Raw genomic sequence first — 19,833 nt, forward strand, 5'->3', positions numbered from 1 at the left:
CAGAAGCCTTTGTCACTTTGTTACTTTGCAACTTTGAACCTTTTTAGCTACCTTTGCACCTTTCAAAAAAATAATTTCTCACTTAAAACTGTTTATAGCATGCAACTGTACAACACTTTGAGCGCAGAAGAAAGAGCCATCATGATCGATGATGCAGGTAAACAACGACTAACGTTGTCTTTCTATGCGTATGCCAAAATTCAAGATCCACAAAAATTTCGTAATGATTTATTCGTAGCCTGGAATGCCCTTGATGCATTAGGTCGAATTTATGTTGCCAGCGAAGGAATAAATGCTCAAATGAGTGTTCCTGCTGAAAATTTTGAAGCTTTTAGAGAAACCCTTGAAGCTTACGATTTCATGAAAGGCATCCGATTGAATGTTGCCGTAGAACAAGACGATCACTCCTTTTTAAAATTGACCATCAAAGTGCGTCACAAAATCGTTGCTGACGGTTTAAACGATGAAACTTTTGATGTAACTAATATCGGTGTTCACTTGAAAGCCAAAGAATTCAATGAAATCCTTGATGATCCAAATACTATTGTAGTAGATTTTAGAAATCACTACGAAAGTGAAGTTGGACATTTTAAAGGCGCTATTACTCCAGATGTTGAGACTTTTAGAGAAAGTTTACCAATCATCAACGAACAGCTTAAAGATCATAAAGACGATAAAAATCTAGTCATGTATTGTACTGGAGGAATTCGTTGCGAAAAAGCGAGTGCATATTTCAAACACCAAGGTTTCAAAAATGTGTATCAATTAGAAGGTGGAATCATCAATTATGCGAAACAATTGAAAGAAGAAGGTTTAGAAAGTAAATTCATTGGTAAAAACTTCGTATTTGATAATCGTCTGGGCGAAAGAATTACAGATGATATTATTTCACAATGTCACCAATGTGGGAAACCTTGTGATAATCACACTAACTGTGAAAATGATGGATGTCATTTATTATTCATTCAATGTGATGAATGTAAAGCTGCAATGGAAAACTGTTGTTCTACAGAATGTCTGGAAATCATCCACATGCCTTTAGTTGATCAAGTTCGTTTAAGAACGGGGAAACAAGTTGGAAACAAAGTATTCAGAAAAGGAAAGTCTGAAAATTTGAAATTCAAACATTCAGGGGAATTGCCAGAAACGGCTTTAGCAACTGCACAAAAACCAGCTGATATTCGTCAGAAAATAAAAGTAAAAAAAGTACTTCTTGGAAAAGCAGAGCATTATTATGTAAAAGCACAAGTAGCACAATTTATTATAGAAAATCACGAATTAAACGTTGGTGATAAAATCCTTATTTCGGGTCCAACAACGGGAGATCAAGAACTGGTTTTAGATAAATTCATCGTTGATGGCGCAGAAACTCAATCTGCTAAAATTGGTGATAAAGTTACTTTTGAAGTTCCGTTTAGAATTAGATTGTCAGATAAATTGTATAAAATTGTAAATTAGTGGTTTTTAAAACCCTAATTTACAATGTCGCATTCTTTTACTAAATTATGGATTCATGCTATTTGGGCAACCAAAAATCGTAAAGAACTAATTGATTATTCAATTGAAAAAAAATTGCATAATTATGTTCACGATGAATTAATTGAACTAGGTTGTCCAGTTAGAATCATAAATGGAATGCCTGAACATGTGCATGTTTTGTTTTTACTAAATCCCCAAAAATCTATTTCAGAGGTTATTCGTCAAGCGAAAGGAGGTTCTTCACATTGTATAAATGGAGAAAATCTAATTCTTGAAAAATTTGCATGGCAAAAAGGTTATGCGGCTTTCGCGGTAAGTGAATCCCAGCTTGATGCTGTTTATAATTATATCAAAAATCAGAAACAGCACCACCTTAAAAAGAGTGGGCAGCAGGAATTTGATGAATTTATAAAACTGCATGGATTTGAAAATAATACCCAAAAAGATTAAACGCAAAAAATAACACAATCTATAAAAAACATAGCCCACGGTTTCAACCGTGGGTGCACAATGCAAATCCTCAACGTTACGTAACAATATTTTTCCCACGGTTGAAACCGTGGGCTATATTTATAAAGATTGTGCAGTGATTGTGGGAATTGTAGACAACGCGCATCCTCAATATAACGCAACAATACGTTTCCCACGGTTGAAACCGTGGGCTATATTTGATGAAGATTGCGCAACGATTTTAGGCATTGCCCACGGTTTTAACCGTGGGTACACAATGTGAATCCTCAACGTTTAAACAGTAAGCTATATTTAATGAATGATCCTGCGATAATTTTTAAATATAGACTATGATATAAATCATAGAAATCTAATCCATACCACATTATTTTTGTCAATTGTTAGGTGGCTAAATTCGAAAACATGCCATCAGAATAATAAATCAAAAATGACAATTAACAATACAATCGAACTCATGGCTCCTGCTGGGAACTTTGAGTCGCTTCAAGCTGCCTTAGATAATGGCTGTGATTCTGTATATTTTGGTGTTGAACAACTCAACATGCGTGCAAGATCTACAGTGAATTTTACAATCGAAGATCTAAAAGAAATTGCCAATCGCTGTGAAGCCAAAAACGTTCGAAGCTATCTTACTTTAAACACCATTATTTACGATCACGATTTATCGGTTGTGAAAACATTATTGAATAAAGCCAAAGAAGCCAATATTACTGCAGTAATTGCATCAGATCAAGCTGTAATTGCCATGGCAAGATTGATTGGAATAGAAGTTCATATTTCGACTCAACTGAATGTGACCAATATCGAAACCATTAAATTCTACAGCTTATTTGCTGATACGATGGTTTTGAGTCGTGAATTGAGTTTGCGTCAGGTAAAGAAAATCACAGAGCAGATTGAAAAAGAACAAATCAAAGGACCGAACGGAAATTTAGTAGAAATCGAAATTTTCGGTCATGGTGCTTTGTGTATGGCGGTTTCGGGAAAATGTTATTTGAGTTTACATTCGCATAATTCATCTGCAAATCGTGGCGCTTGCAAACAAAACTGCCGAAAAAAATATACTGTTATCGATCAAGAAACAGGTTTCGAAATCGAATTGGATAACGAATATATGATGTCACCAAAGGATTTATGTACAATCGATTTCTTAGATCAGGTAATAGATTCTGGAATTCAGGTTTTAAAAATCGAAGGACGCGGCCGTGCGCCTGAATACGTGGCAACTGTTATTAAAACTTACCGTGAAGCAATTGACGCCTATTACGAAGGTACTTTCTCAAAAGAGAAAACCGCAGTTTGGATGGAAGCTTTAAATACGGTTTACAATCGTGGTTTCTGGTCTGGATATTATTTGGGTCAGGAACTAGGAGAGTGGAGCGATATTCCAGGTTCTGCAGCAACTCAAAAGAAGGTTTATGTTGGAAAAGGAACTCATTATTTTCCAAAAGCCGAAGTTGGACAATTCAAGATTGAAGCTTACGATATCAAAATTGGTGATAAAATTTTGGTAACTGGACCAAGTACAGGAGCTCAGGAAATGATTATAGACGAAATGTTTGTGAATGATCTTACGGTAGAAAAAGCAACAAAAGGAGACGATTGTACTTTCAAACTTCCGTTTAGAATCAGAATGTCGGACAAATTATATAAAATTGTTGAAGCGTAATGGTCATTGTTACTTTACAAAGAGACAAATGCATTGGTTGTAATTACTGTGTTGAAATGGATCCGGTTCATTTTCAAATGTCCAAAAAAGACGGAAAATCGGTATTACTTCATTCACAGAATGCAAAAGGATTTTTTACTTTAAAATCTCCCAATCATACCATTGTTGAAAGTTGCGAATTGGCAGCAAAAGCTTGTCCAGTTAAGATTATTACGGTTAAAGAAACTTAGAAATATATAAAATAGAAGCAGCTGCAAACTGCAGCTGTTTTTTTATTAAAGAAAACTATTCCTTTAAAATATTTAGGAATTTGGAGTTTGTCAATTTAGCTAAACTTCCTTGTTTAGCAGTACCTTGCCAATCCGATAATTTTCCATTTACGTAAATCCTGATTCCAAATGCATTTGTAGTTTCGTAGATGATGTATTTTATGCTTCCACTATTAAATTCTAATTCAGAAGTGGAATTCTGTTTTCGGAATTTAAATGTTGCTTTAGATGCTTTTTCTGGGCTCGAAGGATGAGCAAAAGAAATAAACTTGTATTGGTCATTTTGCTGAAAAGCATAATAAAGTACATTATTTACTTTAAAAAGTATGATACGTCCTTTGCCATTTTTTGTGTCAAAGGCAAGCAGTTTATCTTCCTCTAAACCTTCTTCATATAGAGAAAGGGAGGTAAAAGGAACCCATTTGTTGTTTTCTAATTTTTTGCCCGTTATTTGCGAAAATGGAGATGCACCAAATCCATCTTCTTCAAAGTAACATTCTTCTTTTGCTTTGATGCCTGAAACACTATACTGTGAACATCCGTGAAGTGCGGCTCCACCAAGGCTCCAGGTTATAAGTCGTTTGTTTTTTGTGTCAATGTCAAATGATCCTCCTCGCATACAGTTTGCGCTGTTATATACATCGCTTATACTTGGACTTTCAACAAAAGAAGTTGGCAAATTAATAAAAACATGAGCGGTTGCTTGTGGTGTATAACAACCTTCATCATATGCCTCTGTTTCATAAATACAAATATCTTGTCTACCATCAAAATTAGCATCACCCAAAATATGAATATGACTTTCTGAAATATTTTTGAATGCAGTGATTTTGGCGGTTTTTAATATTGTTGGTTTAGAAAGTTCTTTCAAGCCAAACTCGAGTACCATTTTCTTGCTTTCGTTTTCAGTCAACTTGTAATATTGTTTTATTTTAGTGCCTGTAGTTTGTGTCACAAAAAGCAACGTATAACCTTTCATAAAATCATTAACGAGATAGGCTTTTTGAGCATTTGCAAAAGCGATTGAAGCAAATAGAAAAAAAGAAATAAGTTTTAATTTCATGATAATAGAATTACTGATTTCCTAAAGAGGTTGGTTCTGATGATTTTTTGTATGTTAAAGTCTTTTTGTTATCCCATGAAATAACAAGCACATCATCTTTCGGTTTTTTCATTATTCCGATGTGTGTTTTTTCTGGAGTATAGACTAAAATAGTGTCGTTTTTATATTCGCAATCGTATACATCGCCTGTTTTGTCATTGCTGAAATATTTCGAATTGAATTCTATTTTATTGAAAGTTCCAGTGTTTTTAGATTCCCATTTTCCATAATAATAAGATACGATGAAAGGTTTTTTTGCTTCTCCAAAAGTTAGATATAAGGTGTTTTCGCAAAAAAACTCATTTTGTACAACAGATGAATTTTGGTTTATTTTTTCGAAAAAGGTCTTTTTATTGTACGTTTTAATGATCTTTTGTTTTGAATCAAGCACTGAAATTTTGAAGTTTTCTGGAAAACCGACTAAGTTTTCATGATACGACTTAGGCAGTTGAACAGTTGCTGATTTTTGAATATCCAAAACTACTGGTTCTGAAATAGTGTTTGTATTCATGATATTCCATTGTTCGTTTACTGCTTTTGCAATGTCTATCGAATCAGATTTTTTGAAAACAAAGGTTTTGTTATTAGCATAAATCTCTTTAAATGTTTTTATAGTTTCTGAAATTTGAAGCTTTTTATAAGTGTCTATTTCTTTTTCAGAATATTTAAAATCAATCAGTACCACTAACTTTTGGTCTGTTTGATTGTCTAAAACAAGATTTAAGTTTTCATTATAATCTTGAAGTTCCCGTTTTTGCGTCGTTGCAATAAAAGAGAAACAGGAAAGCAATACAATCAACGATAGAAAAACAGGAGAAAGTTTTAAAACAGAAGCCTCTTTTTGAAGTGACCGATAGGAAATAAAAATACTTATAAGCGCAATGTTATCTGAAAAATCGACCACTCTGCAGGTTTGGGTAAATGCAACAAATGCATCTGAGAGATGACTTTTCCAAAACACAAAAAATAGGAGTGTACCCAAATGGATTTCTTTAATTCTCTTCGGGAAAAGAACGCTCCAAAAGAAAGGAAAGGCAAATAAACCAGCAAAATCGGATAGTTTTCCTGTAATGAAATTATGGAAAATGCTTTTAAAGAACCAATCGTTAAGAATTAGAATCATCAAAGAGCAAATAAAAACGGGTTGTCCGAGTCGGTTTAAGTTTCTAGTCATATGATTCTAATACTTTTGGTTAAATGAAATTTCTTTCGTTACTATTCAATTTTAATGTCTTATTTACAGATTTTGTCAAATTTTAAAAGTAAATCTTTATTAAAATCAATTGGGATCAAACTGTCGTTTGCAGTATTATACTCAAAAAGTTGTTTTTTAGCAGGATCAAATGTGTAACGTGAAATTGTTGGCATTCGATCAGGATAAGTTTCGTGAAGATTTAAATCATAAGTTTCAGAATAACTCCAAGCTTTGTCAATTTTAGGATTCGGACTTCCTTCAACAGTAATTCCGAATGAAGTGCCGCCATTTTTTACAACAGCTTCGTACAAACCTTTTGTTCCTTCAACATACGAAGGAGCAGTGGTGAGAATTTCTAAAACAACATCAACACAAGTTATCGAATCAACTGTTTTTTCTGTCGCCTCAGATTTTGCGCTGTCTTTTACAACAACCTTTTTAGTGATTACAGGTTCTGTGGCTTTTGTCTTTTCGTTTTTTTGACAAGAAAAGAGAATGATAATCAGGGCTAGAAAAAGTATTTTGCTTTTCATTTTTTTAAGGTAATAATTAATCGTTTGAAACTTCAAGTTCATCAAAATCCTTGATTTCAGATAATTTAATCAATTTTGTTCTTTTGATTTTAGATTCTGTTTTCTCAAAAATTTCCTCACCATCATAAGTGTTTTCATTAACATTTTGGTTGACAATTTTTTTTCGGGTTAAAAAATTGATACTGGTTTCTGTAAGCGTAATAGGCCCGCGATTACTGTTCTCATCATAGCCAATCAATTCTAAATCATTGTTTTGATATCTAAATGTATATTGCCAGTAGCCATACCTGCCATGACGATAATTAATATATAATTTACCTTTTTCTATTCCAAAATCAAGTTCAGGAGCGTAGTAAACACCACCATCTTCATTTTCAGAAGAAAAGCAATTGTAATTTTTCACCAGCATTTCGTAATTTCCATTTTTATTGAAGAGTACTAAAATTCCTCTTCGATTTCGATCTAATTCACCTCGCGATTCGTCTTTAACAAATTTGCTTTTATCAGTTCCTTTAATGATTAGTACACAATCTTCTAGCCCATCTTTATCTAAATCGCCATAAATGGTATCGAAAGCAACATAATTTTTTGGAATAAAATCGGTCGGATTCTTTTTGGTTTCGACTGTAGTTTCTTCAACTTCTGGGATTTCTTTTAGATCTACAACTTCTGTTTTCGGTGTTTCTGAGTTGTTTTTAGAATCCTTCTTGCAGCTTATGGATAAAGAAAGGATTAAAATTAGGATTGGCAGAAAATAATATTTGTTCATATTGATTTACTTGAATATTTTAACAGATTATTGGTTCTTAATTTTAGATTTTAATTTCCATTTTCCATTCTTTCCAATGTATTCATAATCAAACACATTTTTCCCAGTTCGGTCTTGATAATGTTTTTTTAATGGAATAATAGTCAGATCATTATTTAATTTATAATTGCCTTCTTCCGAAGTTCCAAAAGCGCTTCCATAGCGTTCTGTGTTTATTGTTCGGGTCTTTTTGTCAAATTCTGGTTTATCCCAAATAGCTGTATCATCAGCTGTATTGTATAACTTTACCAGTTTTTGCTGAGTTTGGTCATTTAGGTATACAACTGTCCATTCATTTCCGTTAATATTCGAAAATACCCAACATACCAGATCTTCATCTCCATCATGATCAAAATCAAGAATTTTAAAGTTCGAAACAAGCTCATTTCCATCAAAATGCCAATAAATGGGCTGATAGTTTATCTTTTCTACAAACTGAAATGTGTTGTTTTTAAATTGATAAAGAGAAACTATCGAGTCATTTTCTAAATGAAAAGAATATTTCAGCGGAATTTTTCCCTTCAATTCAAATTCGCCGATAGGTTTTTCTTTAGCAAAATCAATTTCGTCTATGTCCTGAGCATTTGGAGGAAAATTGACTTCAAAAACAACTCTGTATACAGAATCAGTTTCTGTTTGTACTGACTCTATGCTATCTTTTGCGATAGCCTTTTTAATAAAAGCAGTTGTAGAATCTTTTTTATGACAAGAAAACAGAAGAATAAGAAGAGGTAAAAAGTATATTTTATTTTTCATTCTTTATTTATAATCACAGTTGTTTTCATTTTCTTCAAAAATAGCATTAAAAGTGAATATTGTGAGAAGTTTCTCTGTTTATTGTGTTTTTAATCTCAAAATAAAAAGAGGTGAATTCTTTTAAAAAGAATCACCTCTTTCCACCGAATCAATAAAGATTACTAAGTTAAAATCTAAATCGAAAATTAAATTTGACTAATTGTTCAAATTCTGCTTCATTAATAAATATAAAATATTCCTTGTGTTTGGTAAAAGCTTTAGGGACTTCAGCGAACTTGAAAAAGAAGTTTCCGCTTTTATTAATAGCAAAATAATCTGTCATGTTTTTGATGAAATCATAACTCAGAAATCCATCACCACTATTGATGGTGCTTGGATCGTCTGATTCCATTAAATCAAAACTGTCAATTTTATTGTTTTTCACCAGAGCAATCTCATGCTTAATGTCACTCTCAACGTTTGATGTATTTATTTTTACATTATAAACATCTCCGGAAACGCTATCAAGTTGAAAAATTTTTAATATTAATTCTTTGTAATCATCAATTGTATAATATCCATTCTCGGCCAATTCAATGTATCGGTTTGAAGGTAAAATATCTTCTATTGTTATATCCTTAGTTATGATTTGATACTTATGTCCCATAGATTGCACATGCTTTATGTTATCATTATCTGGAATTTCAGAAACTTTATTTTCAAACAACTGTTCAATTGATGTACTGATTGTTTTATAACTATTGTCTTTGTTTTGGTCAATATATGTAATACAATTGTCAGGAGATAGAAGTAATACCTTGTCATTATCATTAAAATTAAACTCTGCCGCAAAAGGTATATCTTTTAAATTAGGATAACTATTAAGCAATTCTCCATACATTTCTAGGATGGTTAAAGAGTCATCATTTGTACGAAAATCAGAGAGTAACCTAAAAGTTGTATAATTGCTTAAATATATTAAATCATCAACTCGATTATATAATTCTTTAAATACCGGATGTCTTTCTTCCAATGTTTTTTGATTCATTTTTTTGTTTTTTTATATAGAGAAAATTGTTGTCAATTCTCAAATATATGGACTTATGTGGAATTCAGAACCCAAATAAGTTTTAATACTTACAAAATCTGATAAAAAACAAAACCCTACTTGTAATGCTACAAAGTAGGGTTCTTGTTATTTATTAAGAGCGATAAGTTTATTAGATCCCAAATTTGGCATCAATATTATGCTTTTCAGCGTATGCTTTTCCAATGGTCATTAATTTGGTAAACTTGGCATCAACTTCGGTTTGAGTTGAAGTGTCAAAATCGGCTATTGCTTTTTCTATTTGTTCTGGCGAAGCTTTTTCGTCTTTCATCTTAGCGATTGGTAAATAACCTTCTTTTTGTTTTGTAATTACATAAGAGAATAGGTCTTTTGATGCCTGTAAAAGCTCTTTGTTGTCTTCATCTTCTGTTATTTCCGAAATGGATTTTAAACGGATTTCTAAATTTGATATATCATATTTGAAAGCATCCTGATAAGAAGAAGGAATCATCTTTTTTTGACTTTCATCATAAACTTGTGCCTCTGATTGTAGCTTTTCATTAATTTCTTTACTTCCAAAACGGGATAATAAATTTGAATTTAGAACCGCTATATCAAAAGTTTTTTCTGGTGAAAAGTTAGAGCAAGAAGTAGCGATTAAACTTCCTGCTATTACTACTAAAAATAAGATTGTGGTATTTAATATTTTTTTCATTTTTTAATTTTGTTTATTATTTATTCTTTTAGGGGTTTTAATTTTTTAATGATCTTCTTATAAATTCCTAGAATGATGATTGTGATTCCAAAAGCAACGACAATATCCAGAACTAGATTTAGAAAAACGAAGCGGGTCATGTCTTCTACAGGTGCGGGGTAGACCATTTCGCTATAAAGTATATAGAAAGAAGCCGGAAAACCATACCTGTCATTTCCATCAACTTGTCTTTGTAGAGAGGCAGTCGAAAAAGTAAGTACAGTAAAAGTAATTATTGTAAAGAGACAGATGAATATGATTTTTTTCATTGTAAGGTTTTTTTACTGTTTAAAGTATTTGTAGTTCCCTTGCTATTTCATTTCGCCATTCTTCCATCTCTTCATATTTGGAGTTGTATTCGTCTATCGAAAGATTTCTTAATCGAAACAATGCTTCCGATTTACTGAAACCTATTTTATGGGCAACGGATTGGAATTGTTCGATTCCGATTTCATTATCAATAGTATCATCAAAATATTCAATCATGATATCCATAAGGAGCAATTCCCAGTTATCTCTGTAATCTCTATAAATCTCATCGCATTCTAATTCGAACCAAATAATTTTTCTGGATTCGTTATCAGAAATAAGAACACAAAAACTTTCACCAGAACCATAAATAGGAACAATGTCTTTACCCTTCAGAATTTCATAATTCAATATCGTGGGCAAATAATAATAAGCTCCTTCTGTATCCTGAACTCGATAGGCCAGTTCAGGAATCTTTCCGATGTTTTCTAAAAATTCTTTTGGAAATCCAAAATTCAAAAGTTCATTCAATCGGTTTTCTTTAGAGACAATTTGAGTCATAAAATGATAGATATGATTTGAATACGTTGATACTTTTCTGGTAAAAGAAAAATTATCCTTTCAAAATTTTACTTTTCTCGCTTTCAAATTCCTCCGAAGTCAAAATCCCAGCATCCAGAAGTTCTTTTAAATCTAGTAATGCTTTTTTCTTAGCCTCCATAGAATTTGAAGTGTCCGCTTTTGGAGCTTCAGTCTGTGGTGCTGTGTTTATCGGAGTTACAACTGTTCCCGAAGGCGCATATTTCAAGATTAATTCTGTGATTTCATTGAAACCTTTTACGTTCGAATAATCAATTGCTTTTTGCTCTTTTACGTTTACGATTGAAGCATCGGCTTTATTATCCAATAAATATTTTACAACATCTTTCTTTCCGTTGGCTGCGCTGTAATGTAATGGCGTATTTCCAGATTCGTCCTGGATGTTGATATCTGCTCCAGCCTCAATCAATAATTTTACCATGCTTAGATTACCTTTTTTAGTTGCTACATGCAAAAGACTTTCTCCACCGTAAGTATAAGAGCTGTTTAATGTAAAACTAGATTCATTAGCAATACTTGATGCACTTGTAACCCAATCCAGATAATCATTCATTGATGAAGTGTCGCCTGCAACAGGTTTACTGTAGTTGACATCGACTCCGTTTTCTAAAAACAAGGCCACAATTTCTTTTTGATTATTCGCGCAAGCGTACCAAATAGGAGAATATCCATTATTATTTGAAGTGAAAACATCAGCACCTCTTTCAACCAATAATTTGGCCAACATTCGATTGGTTTCATAACAGGCAATTAAAAGTGCATTTTCTCCCGAATGATTGACATGATTTACATCAGCACCATTATCCAAAAGCAAGGTTACCATCGGAATCGATTTGGTATAACAAGCGTACAATAAAGGCGTATTTCCTTGTTTATCGGTAATATTAATATCGGCTCCTTTGTCTAAAAGCAACTGAATAATTTCTCGATTTAGTTTTGCTGAAGCCAATAATAATGGTGTTTCTCCATTGTTATTCAGTAAATTAACATCAACTCCGGCTTCAAGCAACTTTGTTGCAATTTCGATTTGAGCTGTTTGAACGACTAAATGCAGAAGGCTGTTTCCGTATTTGTCGTTTTTGGTAATTTCTGCACCATTTTCTAAAAGAAACAATGCAGTTTGTTTCTGTTTTTGAAGACAGGCAAAATACAATGGCGTTTCTCCCTGATGATCTTCGTAATTAATATCGGCCCCATCTTCGGTAAGGATTTTTGCAATATCAAGATAACCGCGATGTGCAGCATAATGAAGAGCTGTTCTTCCTAATTCATCAGTATACTTAACGTCTACTTCTTTGTTTTGAAGCAATAATTCGGCTATTTTTCTGTTCCCGTTTTCACAGGCAACTATAAAGGACATGGACATGTTTAAAGTTTTTTAAATAAATAATCGTTAGTTTTTCATTAAAAGCTCGACTGTTTTAATTTTCAGATTGTCGCCAGAAGCAAGCATAAGAGCCGTTTCATCTTTATCATTGGTGATTTCTTTATCGGCACCATTTTCAAGAAGTAGTTTTACTTTTCTATAAATTTCTTTTGCGGCTTCGGCATCATAATTTACATTATATGCGCAGACTTTGTGTAAAACAGTGTTACCTTGGTTGTCTTGTTCGTTAACATCAACAGAACCAGTATCAAGCACTGATTTTAAAATACCTGATTTTTTCTCCACAATATAATCTACACCTGATTTCGGATTTCCATAATATTCAGCGCAATGATTTAAATCGGCTCCATCTGATAATAATCTTTGCAGCGAATTCAGATCATATTCAGAATCAGACATCATTCGAATAAATTCTGTAAGCAAAGTTTTTCCGTTTTTATTGATACTATTAAAATTGGCTGATGAGGATTCTGCTAAAAGTTCGTACATCGGAAAAGAAAATTGTTCAGCTGCCGCATAATAAAAAGAACTGTTTTCTTGGTTATCAGTTTCATTAGGATCGGCACCATTTTCTAATAAAAATGGCAAAACGTCTTTTTGATTTCTCTTAACAGCACAAATTAGTGGAGTCGTTCCAACAATGTTTTTCTCGTTGATGTCAACGCCATTGTTGATCAAAATGCTGATGTATTCTTTTACTTTTTCAGCGTCAAGACCATAAGTGTTTAGAATGGTATAGATGAAATTTTCTCCTGCATTGTTCTTATACTGAGTGTTAGCTCCAAAATCTTCAACTAAAACTTGAACAATTTTTGGCGACATTCCTTTTTCAAGAAAATAACCAAGTAGCGTTTTATCGCTGATTTCGTCATTAATGTTGTCTATTTTTGACATCAATTCTTTGAAAAAAGCAATCGAATCTTCGTCATCTTTTAAATATAAAGCCAGTGGTTTAAAAATAGATTGGTCAAAATTGTCCAATTCGTAAATATCCGTTTCAATAAAACCGGCTTTTATGAGTTTTTCTATAAAATCAATCTCTTTCGCTTCGATAATTCTGGCTGCGATCTGCGAAAAGTTGTTTTTAAGATATTGTTCGTTAAACTTTTCTCCGTTATTTAGGCATTCTCTGGCCTCGTCAAATTTTCCCTGAAAAAGGAAATTTTCAATTTGGTTTGTCTGCATTTGAAATATATTTAAAAAATGAATGATAAACTTTAAGTACGGTTTGGTCTTAGATTAAAAACCATGCTGTAAGATAAAACATAAAAATCGTAAATATATTTCAGGATAAAAAGTAAAAAAGACCATTTACGGCATAAAACAGACAGAATATGTTTTTCTGAAGAAAAAATTAGCATTGACAGTCAAAAACCGAAGACTTACGAACCATAGGTTACAGCTTCCACTTTACTTAAATCGGCGATCATGGTTTGATAATTTTCGTGATTTTGTACTTGATTTAAAAAACGAAGTGAATCTAACGTCTTTTCTTTTACATCTTCCAGAATATATCCGTTTACTTTTAGGTTTGTAAAGCCAATTGCCACAGCACAATTATGATTGTAAACGATTAAATGCAAGTTTTCGTTATCTCTCTTTTCATCATAATCATAACTTTCAATATTCATTTCGTCGATTAACTGTATGAGATAAAAATTGTTAGAATCATCACTTTGTAAAAACCTTTCGGCTTCCATCATGGTGTCAAATCCGGCATCATTCCCAAATGGCGAATGATAATCACTTATACTAAAATAGCAATCCTCTTTGAAGTAATCATTGAATGATGGATGTACAGTTTCTTGATTTAGACCAATTTCGCTATCATAGTAATATTGTTTCACATATTTTGTAATGTTTTCCCATTGATTTAAATCGGGCAAATGACCTTCGAAATATTGTTTAAACATGTTCAGGCAAACTGTTTTGTCTGCTTCTTCGATACCAAATTGAGAAAAATCATTTTCAGTTTCCAGTCTTATTTCGAGCGTAAACTTATTTTTGCTTGTAACGATTGCTTGTAGATAAATGGCGTTATCAATAGCGGGAACGCTATTTAAGATAATAAAATCGTCTATCTTTTTGCATTTATTCAATTCATTTTCAATATAGTCAAAGTCTTTTACGATTTTTTCTTGTTCGTTTCGGTTGGTAAGTATTGAAAATGTCATGTTTTGAATTTAAAATTTATAAATGAGCCTAAAGTTAAGCCGATTCTATTCACTTTTCAAAATAAGCTTTTGCGAAAGGTAAATTTTATGGAATGTTTTTTGACTAATGATAAAAAAAATGAAGATATTGGAACTCGAAAAAAAGAGTGATTTTTTATTTAACAAGCCTTTAGAATTAATCTATAAATAGCCAAATAAAAAAAATACTATCTTTACCGATCAAACGTTTATGAACTTAAGCTGCATTGTGGCAGCACTACATATATAATTATGGCATGTACAAGTTGTTCAACCTCAGATGGTGGCGCACCAAAAGGTTGTAAAAATAATGGGACTTGCGGCACCGATAGCTGCAATAAATTGACAGTTTTTGACTGGCTTTCGAACATGAGCCCGTCTAATGGAGAGGCGATTTTTGATTGTGTGGAGGTTCGTTTTAAAAACGGACGTAAGGAATTTTTTAGAAATTCAGAAAAATTAACTTTAAGTATTGGTGATATTGTAGCAACTGTTGCTTCACCAGGACATGATATTGGTATAGTGACTCTTACAGGAGAATTGGTAAAGATTCAAATGAAGAAAAAAGGAGTGAATTACGAAAGTAATGAAGTTCCAAAAATTTACAGAAAAGCATCTCAAAAAGATATTGATATCTGGTCTGTAGCACGTGATCGTGAAGAACCAATGAAAGTTCGTGCACGTGAATTGGCTATTCAGCATAAATTGGAAATGAAAATTTCGGATATCGAATTTCAAGGTGACGGATCAAAAGCGACGTTTTACTATACCGCAAATGATCGTGTCGATTTTAGAATGCTGATTAAAGATTTTGCTAAAGAATTCAGTACGAGAGTAGAAATGAAACAAGTTGGTTTCCGTCAGGAAGCAGCTCGCTTAGGTGGAGTTGGTTCTTGCGGACGTGAACTTTGCTGTTCAACTTGGTTGACCGATTTTAGAAGTGTAAATACTTCTGCGGCACGTTATCAGCAATTATCATTGAATCCACAGAAATTGGCTGGACAATGCGGTAAATTAAAATGCTGTCTGAACTATGAGTTAGACACTTATATGGATGCTCTTAAAGATTTTCCAGATTATGATACCAAACTGATTACTGAAAAAGGTGATGCCGTTTGCCAAAAACAGGATATTTTTAAAGGCTTAATGTGGTTTGCCTACACCAACAATTTCGCAAACTGGCATGTTTTAAAAATTGATCAGGTAAAAGAAATTATTGCTGAGAACAAACAAAAAAATAAAGTTTCATCTTTAGAAGATTTTGCTGTTGAGGTAGTTGCAGAGCCTGAAAAGGATTTCAATAATGCAATGGGACAAGAGAGTTTAACTCGTTTTGACCAACCAAAAAGAAAGAAAAAGCCAAACCGCAAACGCAAAAATGCTGAACCTGCAGGTGTTCCGACTCAGCAGAAACCACAACAGGAAAAAAACACGAATAATAATCCTAAACCTGCAGGAAATAATAAACCTTCAGGAAATGGAAATCCGAATCAGCAGAACAAACAGAATAATTCAAATAAGCAAAATCATAGAAATAAGCAAAATCCGAATAAACAAAATAATTCGAATAAGCAGAATTCTAATGAAAATAAATCTGCTGAACCTAGAAAACCAATAACGAATACTAAAAATGAGAATAAAAAATAGCGGAATTCTTCTTTTGGCGGCAATACTTCTTTTTTCTTGTGATAAAAAAAGAGTATTCGACGAGTATAAATCTGTTGGAAGTGCTTGGCATAAAGACAGTATTGTAAGCTTTAATCTGCCAGTTTTAGATTCTACAAAAAAGTACAATTTATTTGTAAACATTAGAGACAACAACAATTATCCGTTTAATAATTTGTTTTTAATTGTTGCTATTGAAGCGCCAAGCGGATTTACAAAAGTAGATACTTTAGAATACCAAATGGCAGCTCCAGACGGGACTTTACTAGGAAACGGTTTTACTGATATTAAAGAAAGTAAACTGTTTTACAAAGAAGATGTTAAGTTTAAAGGAACTTACAAAGTCCACATCAAACAAGCAGTAAGACAATCAGGAAAAATACCTGGTGTTGAAGCTTTAGAAGGAATTACAGACGTTGGTTTTAGAATAGAACAAAAAGATTAGATAAATAGTTATGGCTGCTAAAAAAAACAATCAATCAAACAAGGATATTAATTATTATAAAAAGAAATTCTGGCGGGTTTTTGCCTACACAATGCTAGGGATTTTAGCCTTCTTTTTATTTGCCTCATGGGGATTATTTGGTTCTATGCCTTCATTTGAGGATTTAGAAAATCCAGATTCAAACCTTGCTACAGAAATCATTTCTTCTGATGGAGTAGTGCTGGGTAAATATTTCAAAACCAACAGATCACAACTTAAATATTCTGATTTACCTAAAAATTTAGTCGAAGCACTTGTGGCAACTGAAGATGCACGTTTCTACGAACATTCAGGAATTGACGGACGCGGAACTTTAAGAGCTGTTTTTAGTTTAGGAACAAATGGAGGTGCAAGTACATTAACGCAACAGCTTGCAAAACAATTATTTCATGGTGAAGGTTCTAAGTTTTTGCCTTTCAGGATTGTACAAAAAATAAAAGAATGGATTATCGCCATTCGTCTGGAAAGACAATATACCAAAAATGAAATTTTAGCGATGTACTGCAACGTTTATGATTTCGGAAACTATTCTGTTGGGGTAAGTTCAGCAGCTCAGACTTATTTTTCTAAAGATCCAAAAGATTTGACAGTTGATGAATCGGCAATTTTGGTTGGAATGTTCAAAAACTCAGGTTTATATAATCCAGTTCGTAATCCACAGGGAGTAAAAAATCGTCGTAATGTGGTTTTGTCTCAGATGGAAAAGGCAAAAATGATTTCAGAAGCTGAAAAAGAAAGACTTCAAGCCTTGCCAATTACGTTGAAATTTAAATTGGAAAGCCACCGTGAAGGTATGGCAACTTATTTTAGAGAGTATCTTCGTGATTATATGAAAAAATGGGTTACCGAAAATAAAAAACCTGACGGATCAGAATACGATATCTACAAAGATGGACTTAAGATCTATACTACAATAGATTCTAGAATGCAAACGTATGCAGAAGAAGCAGTTGCGGCTCATATGCAAAACCTTCAACAGCAGTTTTTTATTGAACAAAAAAACAATAAAAACGCTCCTTTCGTAAATATTACACAAGCTGAAACAGACAGAATCATGATGCAAGCCATGAAAAATTCTGTTCGTTGGGCTCAAATGAAAGAAGCAGATAAAAGTGAAGAGGATATTATTGCTTCTTTCAAAATAAAGACAAAAATGCGTGTCTTTACTTGGAAAGGGGAGCGTGATACCACAATGACGCCTCTTGATTCTATTCGTTATTACAAACACTTTTTACAGTCTGGTTTAATGTCGATGGAACCTCAAACAGGAGCAATTAAAGCTTGGGTTGGAGGTATCAATTACAAATATTTCCAATATGATCACGTAGGACAAGGAGCGAGACAAGTAGGTTCTACTTTCAAGCCATTCGTTTATGCAACTGCTATCGAAGAATTAAATATGTCTCCTTGTGATTCTATTCTAGATGGACCTTTCATGATTCATAAAGGACGCCACCACGTTACTGCAGACTGGGAACCAAGAAACTCTGATTATAGATATAGAGGAATGGTTACTTTAAAACAAGCTTTGGCGGCTTCTATTAATACCGTTTCGGCAAAATTAATTGACAGAACGAGTCCAGAAGCAGTTGTAGAATTAACTAAAAAGTTAGGAGTAAAAACAGAAATTCCAGTACAACCTTCAATCGCATTAGGAGCTGTAGATATTACTGTTGAAGATATGGTTGCGGCGTACAGCACATTTGCTAATCAAGGTGTTTATGTAAAACCACAGTTTTTAAGCCGAATTGAGAATAAGAGTGGTGAAGTGATCTACGAACCGATTCCTGAGTCTCATGACGTTTTAAATAAAGATATTGCTTTTGCAGTAATCAAATTACTTCAAGGGGTAACAGAAAGTGGTTCTGGTGTACGTTTGCGTACGCAAGGCGGTGGAAGTGGAGATAATCGTTGGACAGGTTATCCGTACATGTTTACAAACCCGATTGCTGGTAAAACAGGAACAACACAAAACCAGTCTGATGGATGGTTTATGGGAATGGTTCCTAATTTAGTAACTGGTGTTTGGGTTGGGTGTGAAGACCGTTCTGCACGTTTCAAAAGTTTGACGTACGGACAAGGAGCAACTGCAGCATTACCAGTTTGGGGGTATTATATGAAAAAATGTTATGCCGATAAAGATCTTCAAATTTCTAAAGCAGAATTTGAACGTCCAGCAAACCTTTCGATCAAAGTAGATTGCTACCAAAGACCAGCGATTGTAAAAGATACAACGCAGACCGAACAAAATACAGATGAATTTGAATTGTAACAATGTTGCAATAAAACGTATTTAATTACATATCAATCCCTTTACAGTTCTTTTGAAAGATTTGTAAAGGGATTTTTCTTTTGGTTTTATTTTTACGAAATCGTTATAATTTCATCTAAAAATCTTATTTTTATCAAAAATATTCAGCAATAAAGATAGTTTGTTATGATAACAAAAAAAGTAAATAACGTTCAGGATGCTATAAGCGGAATTGAAAGTGGCATGACCATCATGTTTGGAGGTTTCGGATTGTGTGGTATTCCAGAAAATACAATTGCAGCTTTGGTAAATACTTCCATTTCAGATTTAACTTGTATTTCTAACAATGCAGGTGTAGATGATTTTGGTTTAGGATTATTGTTGCAGAAAAAGCAGATTAAAAAGATGATTTCTTCTTATGTGGGAGAAAACGCCGAATTCGAACGTCAAATGCTTTCAGGAGAATTGGAAGTTGAATTAACACCACAGGGAACTTTGGCAGAACGCTGTCGAGCGGCCCAGGCGGGAATTCCAGCTTTCTTTACACCAGCAGGTTACGGAACTGAAGTTGCAGAAGGAAAAGAGGCTAGAGAATTCAACGGAAAAATGCATATTATGGAAGAAGCTTTCAAAGCCGATTTTGCTATTGTAAAAGCATGGAAAGGTGATGAAGCTGGAAATCTGATTTTTAAGGGAACAGCAAGAAACTTTAATGCGCCAATGGCTGGAGCGGCAAAAATTACAATTGCGGAAGTTGAGGAATTGGTTCCTGTTGGAACATTAGATCCCAATCAGATTCATATTCCAGGAATTATGGTGCAGAGAATCTTTCAAGGAGAAAAGTTTGAAAAGAGAATTGAACAACGTACTGTAAGAGCTAGAAATTAGATAATTAGGAAATGTGATAATTAGATAATTTTTTAGTTTACTTGAGCATTTTCT

20 protein-coding genes are annotated in these 19,833 nt (G+C 33.2%); 8 read left to right on the plus strand and 12 right to left on the minus strand.

Annotated features, from left to right (window positions below; genetic code table 11):
- The first annotated feature begins 99 nt into the window (after positions 1-99).
- The 4 genes from trhO (at position 100) to NQQ59_RS19640 (ending at position 3,849) form a co-directional block, all read left to right on the plus strand.
- A complete protein-coding gene (trhO, locus tag NQQ59_RS19625; protein ID WP_144216586.1) occupies positions 100-1,458 on the plus strand; it encodes an oxygen-dependent tRNA uridine(34) hydroxylase TrhO in 1,359 nt (452 codons plus the stop codon).
- Between the two features lie 24 nt (positions 1,459-1,482).
- Positions 1,483-1,929: an IS200/IS605 family transposase gene (gene tnpA, locus NQQ59_RS19630; protein ID WP_144216588.1), complete on the plus strand. Its 447-nt coding sequence runs from the start codon at positions 1,483-1,485 to the stop codon at positions 1,927-1,929.
- A 448-nt stretch (positions 1,930-2,377) separates the two neighbouring features.
- A complete protein-coding gene (locus NQQ59_RS19635) occupies positions 2,378-3,619 on the plus strand; it encodes a peptidase U32 family protein (RefSeq protein ID WP_144216590.1) in 1,242 nt (413 codons plus the stop codon).
- Complete coding sequence (locus NQQ59_RS19640) at positions 3,619-3,849, plus strand: ferredoxin (protein WP_144216592.1); 231 nt, start codon at positions 3,619-3,621, stop codon at positions 3,847-3,849. Before NQQ59_RS19635 ends, NQQ59_RS19640 begins: the two co-directional genes overlap by 1 nt.
- Before the next feature lie 55 nt (positions 3,850-3,904).
- Here the strand turns inward: NQQ59_RS19640 and NQQ59_RS19645 are convergent, their stop codons facing one another.
- The 12 genes from NQQ59_RS19645 to NQQ59_RS19700 form a co-directional block, all read right to left on the minus strand.
- Positions 3,905-4,951 (minus strand): XAC2610-related protein, encoded by a 1,047-nt coding sequence (locus tag NQQ59_RS19645; protein ID WP_144216594.1) that lies wholly within the window; start codon positions 4,949-4,951, stop codon positions 3,905-3,907.
- Positions 4,952-4,961: 10 nt separating this feature from the next.
- Positions 4,962-6,164, minus strand: coding sequence for a hypothetical protein (locus tag NQQ59_RS19650; RefSeq protein ID WP_144216596.1), 1,203 nt, complete (start codon positions 6,162-6,164; stop codon positions 4,962-4,964).
- A gap of 59 nt (positions 6,165-6,223) precedes the next feature.
- Positions 6,224-6,718, minus strand: a complete 495-nt coding sequence (locus NQQ59_RS19655; protein ID WP_144216598.1) for a hypothetical protein — start codon at positions 6,716-6,718, stop codon at positions 6,224-6,226.
- 16 nt (positions 6,719-6,734) lie between these two features.
- Positions 6,735-7,487: a hypothetical protein gene (locus NQQ59_RS19660; protein ID WP_144216600.1), complete on the minus strand. Its 753-nt coding sequence runs from the start codon at positions 7,485-7,487 to the stop codon at positions 6,735-6,737.
- A gap of 27 nt (positions 7,488-7,514) precedes the next feature.
- The gene (locus NQQ59_RS19665) at positions 7,515-8,282 is read right to left on the minus strand and encodes a hypothetical protein (protein WP_144216602.1); all 768 of its coding nucleotides are present in this window, start codon (positions 8,280-8,282) and stop codon (positions 7,515-7,517) included.
- 166 nt (positions 8,283-8,448) lie between these two features.
- A complete protein-coding gene (locus NQQ59_RS19670) occupies positions 8,449-9,309 on the minus strand; it encodes a hypothetical protein (protein ID WP_144216604.1) in 861 nt (286 codons plus the stop codon).
- A gap of 172 nt (positions 9,310-9,481) precedes the next feature.
- Complete coding sequence (locus tag NQQ59_RS19675) at positions 9,482-10,024, minus strand: hypothetical protein (protein ID WP_144216606.1); 543 nt, start codon at positions 10,022-10,024, stop codon at positions 9,482-9,484.
- 20 nt (positions 10,025-10,044) lie between these two features.
- Entirely contained in the window at positions 10,045-10,332 is a 288-nt protein-coding gene (locus NQQ59_RS19680; RefSeq protein WP_144216608.1) for a hypothetical protein, read from the minus strand.
- A gap of 19 nt (positions 10,333-10,351) precedes the next feature.
- Positions 10,352-10,873, minus strand: a complete 522-nt coding sequence (locus NQQ59_RS19685; RefSeq protein WP_144216610.1) for a hypothetical protein — start codon at positions 10,871-10,873, stop codon at positions 10,352-10,354.
- Between the two features lie 52 nt (positions 10,874-10,925).
- Positions 10,926-12,272, minus strand: coding sequence for an ankyrin repeat domain-containing protein (locus tag NQQ59_RS19690; RefSeq protein WP_257698413.1), 1,347 nt, complete (start codon positions 12,270-12,272; stop codon positions 10,926-10,928).
- A 33-nt stretch (positions 12,273-12,305) separates the two neighbouring features.
- Positions 12,306-13,484, minus strand: a complete 1,179-nt coding sequence (locus NQQ59_RS19695; RefSeq protein WP_144216614.1) for an ankyrin repeat domain-containing protein — start codon at positions 13,482-13,484, stop codon at positions 12,306-12,308.
- Between the two features lie 197 nt (positions 13,485-13,681).
- The gene (locus tag NQQ59_RS19700) at positions 13,682-14,473 is read right to left on the minus strand and encodes a hypothetical protein (RefSeq protein ID WP_144216616.1); all 792 of its coding nucleotides are present in this window, start codon (positions 14,471-14,473) and stop codon (positions 13,682-13,684) included.
- A gap of 270 nt (positions 14,474-14,743) precedes the next feature.
- Here NQQ59_RS19700 and NQQ59_RS19705 point away from each other — a divergent pair, with 270 nt between their 5' ends.
- The 4 genes from NQQ59_RS19705 (at position 14,744) to NQQ59_RS19720 (ending at position 19,779) form a co-directional block, all read left to right on the plus strand.
- A complete protein-coding gene (locus tag NQQ59_RS19705) occupies positions 14,744-16,138 on the plus strand; it encodes a PSP1 domain-containing protein (protein ID WP_144216618.1) in 1,395 nt (464 codons plus the stop codon).
- Positions 16,122-16,601 (plus strand): gliding motility lipoprotein GldH, encoded by a 480-nt coding sequence (locus tag NQQ59_RS19710; protein ID WP_144216619.1) that lies wholly within the window; start codon positions 16,122-16,124, stop codon positions 16,599-16,601. Before NQQ59_RS19705 ends, NQQ59_RS19710 begins: the two co-directional genes overlap by 17 nt.
- Positions 16,602-16,611: 10 nt before the next feature.
- On the plus strand, positions 16,612-18,912 hold the full coding sequence (locus NQQ59_RS19715; RefSeq protein WP_144216621.1) for a penicillin-binding protein 1A: 2,301 nt from the start codon (positions 16,612-16,614) through the stop codon (positions 18,910-18,912).
- A 165-nt stretch (positions 18,913-19,077) separates the two neighbouring features.
- Positions 19,078-19,779, plus strand: coding sequence for a CoA transferase subunit A (locus tag NQQ59_RS19720; RefSeq protein WP_144216623.1), 702 nt, complete (start codon positions 19,078-19,080; stop codon positions 19,777-19,779).
- Positions 19,780-19,833 lie beyond the last annotated feature (54 nt).

Origin of the sequence: Flavobacterium panacis, assembly GCF_024649945.1 — a bacterium.
GTDB lineage: Bacteria > Bacteroidota > Bacteroidia > Flavobacteriales > Flavobacteriaceae > Flavobacterium > Flavobacterium panacis.

What these genes read in the sequence shown, in the direction of transcription:
- NQQ59_RS19655 (WP_144216598.1), bottom strand. Translation starts at nt 6,718, where the DNA reads ATGAAAAGCAAAATACTTTTTCTAGCCCTGATTATCATTCTCTTTTCT.
- trhO (WP_144216586.1), top strand. Translation starts at nt 100, where the DNA reads ATGCAACTGTACAACACTTTGAGCGCAGAAGAAAGAGCCATCATGATC.
- NQQ59_RS19715 (WP_144216621.1), top strand. Translation starts at nt 16,612, where the DNA reads ATGGCTGCTAAAAAAAACAATCAATCAAACAAGGATATTAATTATTAT.
- NQQ59_RS19650 (WP_144216596.1), bottom strand. Translation starts at nt 6,164, where the DNA reads ATGACTAGAAACTTAAACCGACTCGGACAACCCGTTTTTATTTGCTCT.
- NQQ59_RS19700 (WP_144216616.1), bottom strand. Translation starts at nt 14,473, where the DNA reads ATGACATTTTCAATACTTACCAACCGAAACGAACAAGAAAAAATCGTA.
- NQQ59_RS19720 (WP_144216623.1), top strand. Translation starts at nt 19,078, where the DNA reads ATGATAACAAAAAAAGTAAATAACGTTCAGGATGCTATAAGCGGAATT.
- NQQ59_RS19645 (WP_144216594.1), bottom strand. Translation starts at nt 4,951, where the DNA reads ATGAAATTAAAACTTATTTCTTTTTTTCTATTTGCTTCAATCGCTTTT.
- NQQ59_RS19670 (WP_144216604.1), bottom strand. Translation starts at nt 9,309, where the DNA reads ATGAATCAAAAAACATTGGAAGAAAGACATCCGGTATTTAAAGAATTA.
- NQQ59_RS19665 (WP_144216602.1), bottom strand. Translation starts at nt 8,282, where the DNA reads ATGAAAAATAAAATATACTTTTTACCTCTTCTTATTCTTCTGTTTTCT.
- NQQ59_RS19710 (WP_144216619.1), top strand. Translation starts at nt 16,122, where the DNA reads ATGAGAATAAAAAATAGCGGAATTCTTCTTTTGGCGGCAATACTTCTT.
- NQQ59_RS19640 (WP_144216592.1), top strand. Translation starts at nt 3,619, where the DNA reads ATGGTCATTGTTACTTTACAAAGAGACAAATGCATTGGTTGTAATTAC.
- NQQ59_RS19695 (WP_144216614.1), bottom strand. Translation starts at nt 13,484, where the DNA reads ATGCAGACAAACCAAATTGAAAATTTCCTTTTTCAGGGAAAATTTGAC.
- NQQ59_RS19660 (WP_144216600.1), bottom strand. Translation starts at nt 7,487, where the DNA reads ATGAACAAATATTATTTTCTGCCAATCCTAATTTTAATCCTTTCTTTA.
- NQQ59_RS19675 (WP_144216606.1), bottom strand. Translation starts at nt 10,024, where the DNA reads ATGAAAAAAATATTAAATACCACAATCTTATTTTTAGTAGTAATAGCA.
- NQQ59_RS19705 (WP_144216618.1), top strand. Translation starts at nt 14,744, where the DNA reads ATGGCATGTACAAGTTGTTCAACCTCAGATGGTGGCGCACCAAAAGGT.
- NQQ59_RS19685 (WP_144216610.1), bottom strand. Translation starts at nt 10,873, where the DNA reads ATGACTCAAATTGTCTCTAAAGAAAACCGATTGAATGAACTTTTGAAT.
- NQQ59_RS19680 (WP_144216608.1), bottom strand. Translation starts at nt 10,332, where the DNA reads ATGAAAAAAATCATATTCATCTGTCTCTTTACAATAATTACTTTTACT.
- tnpA (WP_144216588.1), top strand. Translation starts at nt 1,483, where the DNA reads ATGTCGCATTCTTTTACTAAATTATGGATTCATGCTATTTGGGCAACC.
- NQQ59_RS19635 (WP_144216590.1), top strand. Translation starts at nt 2,378, where the DNA reads ATGACAATTAACAATACAATCGAACTCATGGCTCCTGCTGGGAACTTT.
- NQQ59_RS19690 (WP_257698413.1), bottom strand. Translation starts at nt 12,272, where the DNA reads ATGTCCTTTATAGTTGCCTGTGAAAACGGGAACAGAAAAATAGCCGAA.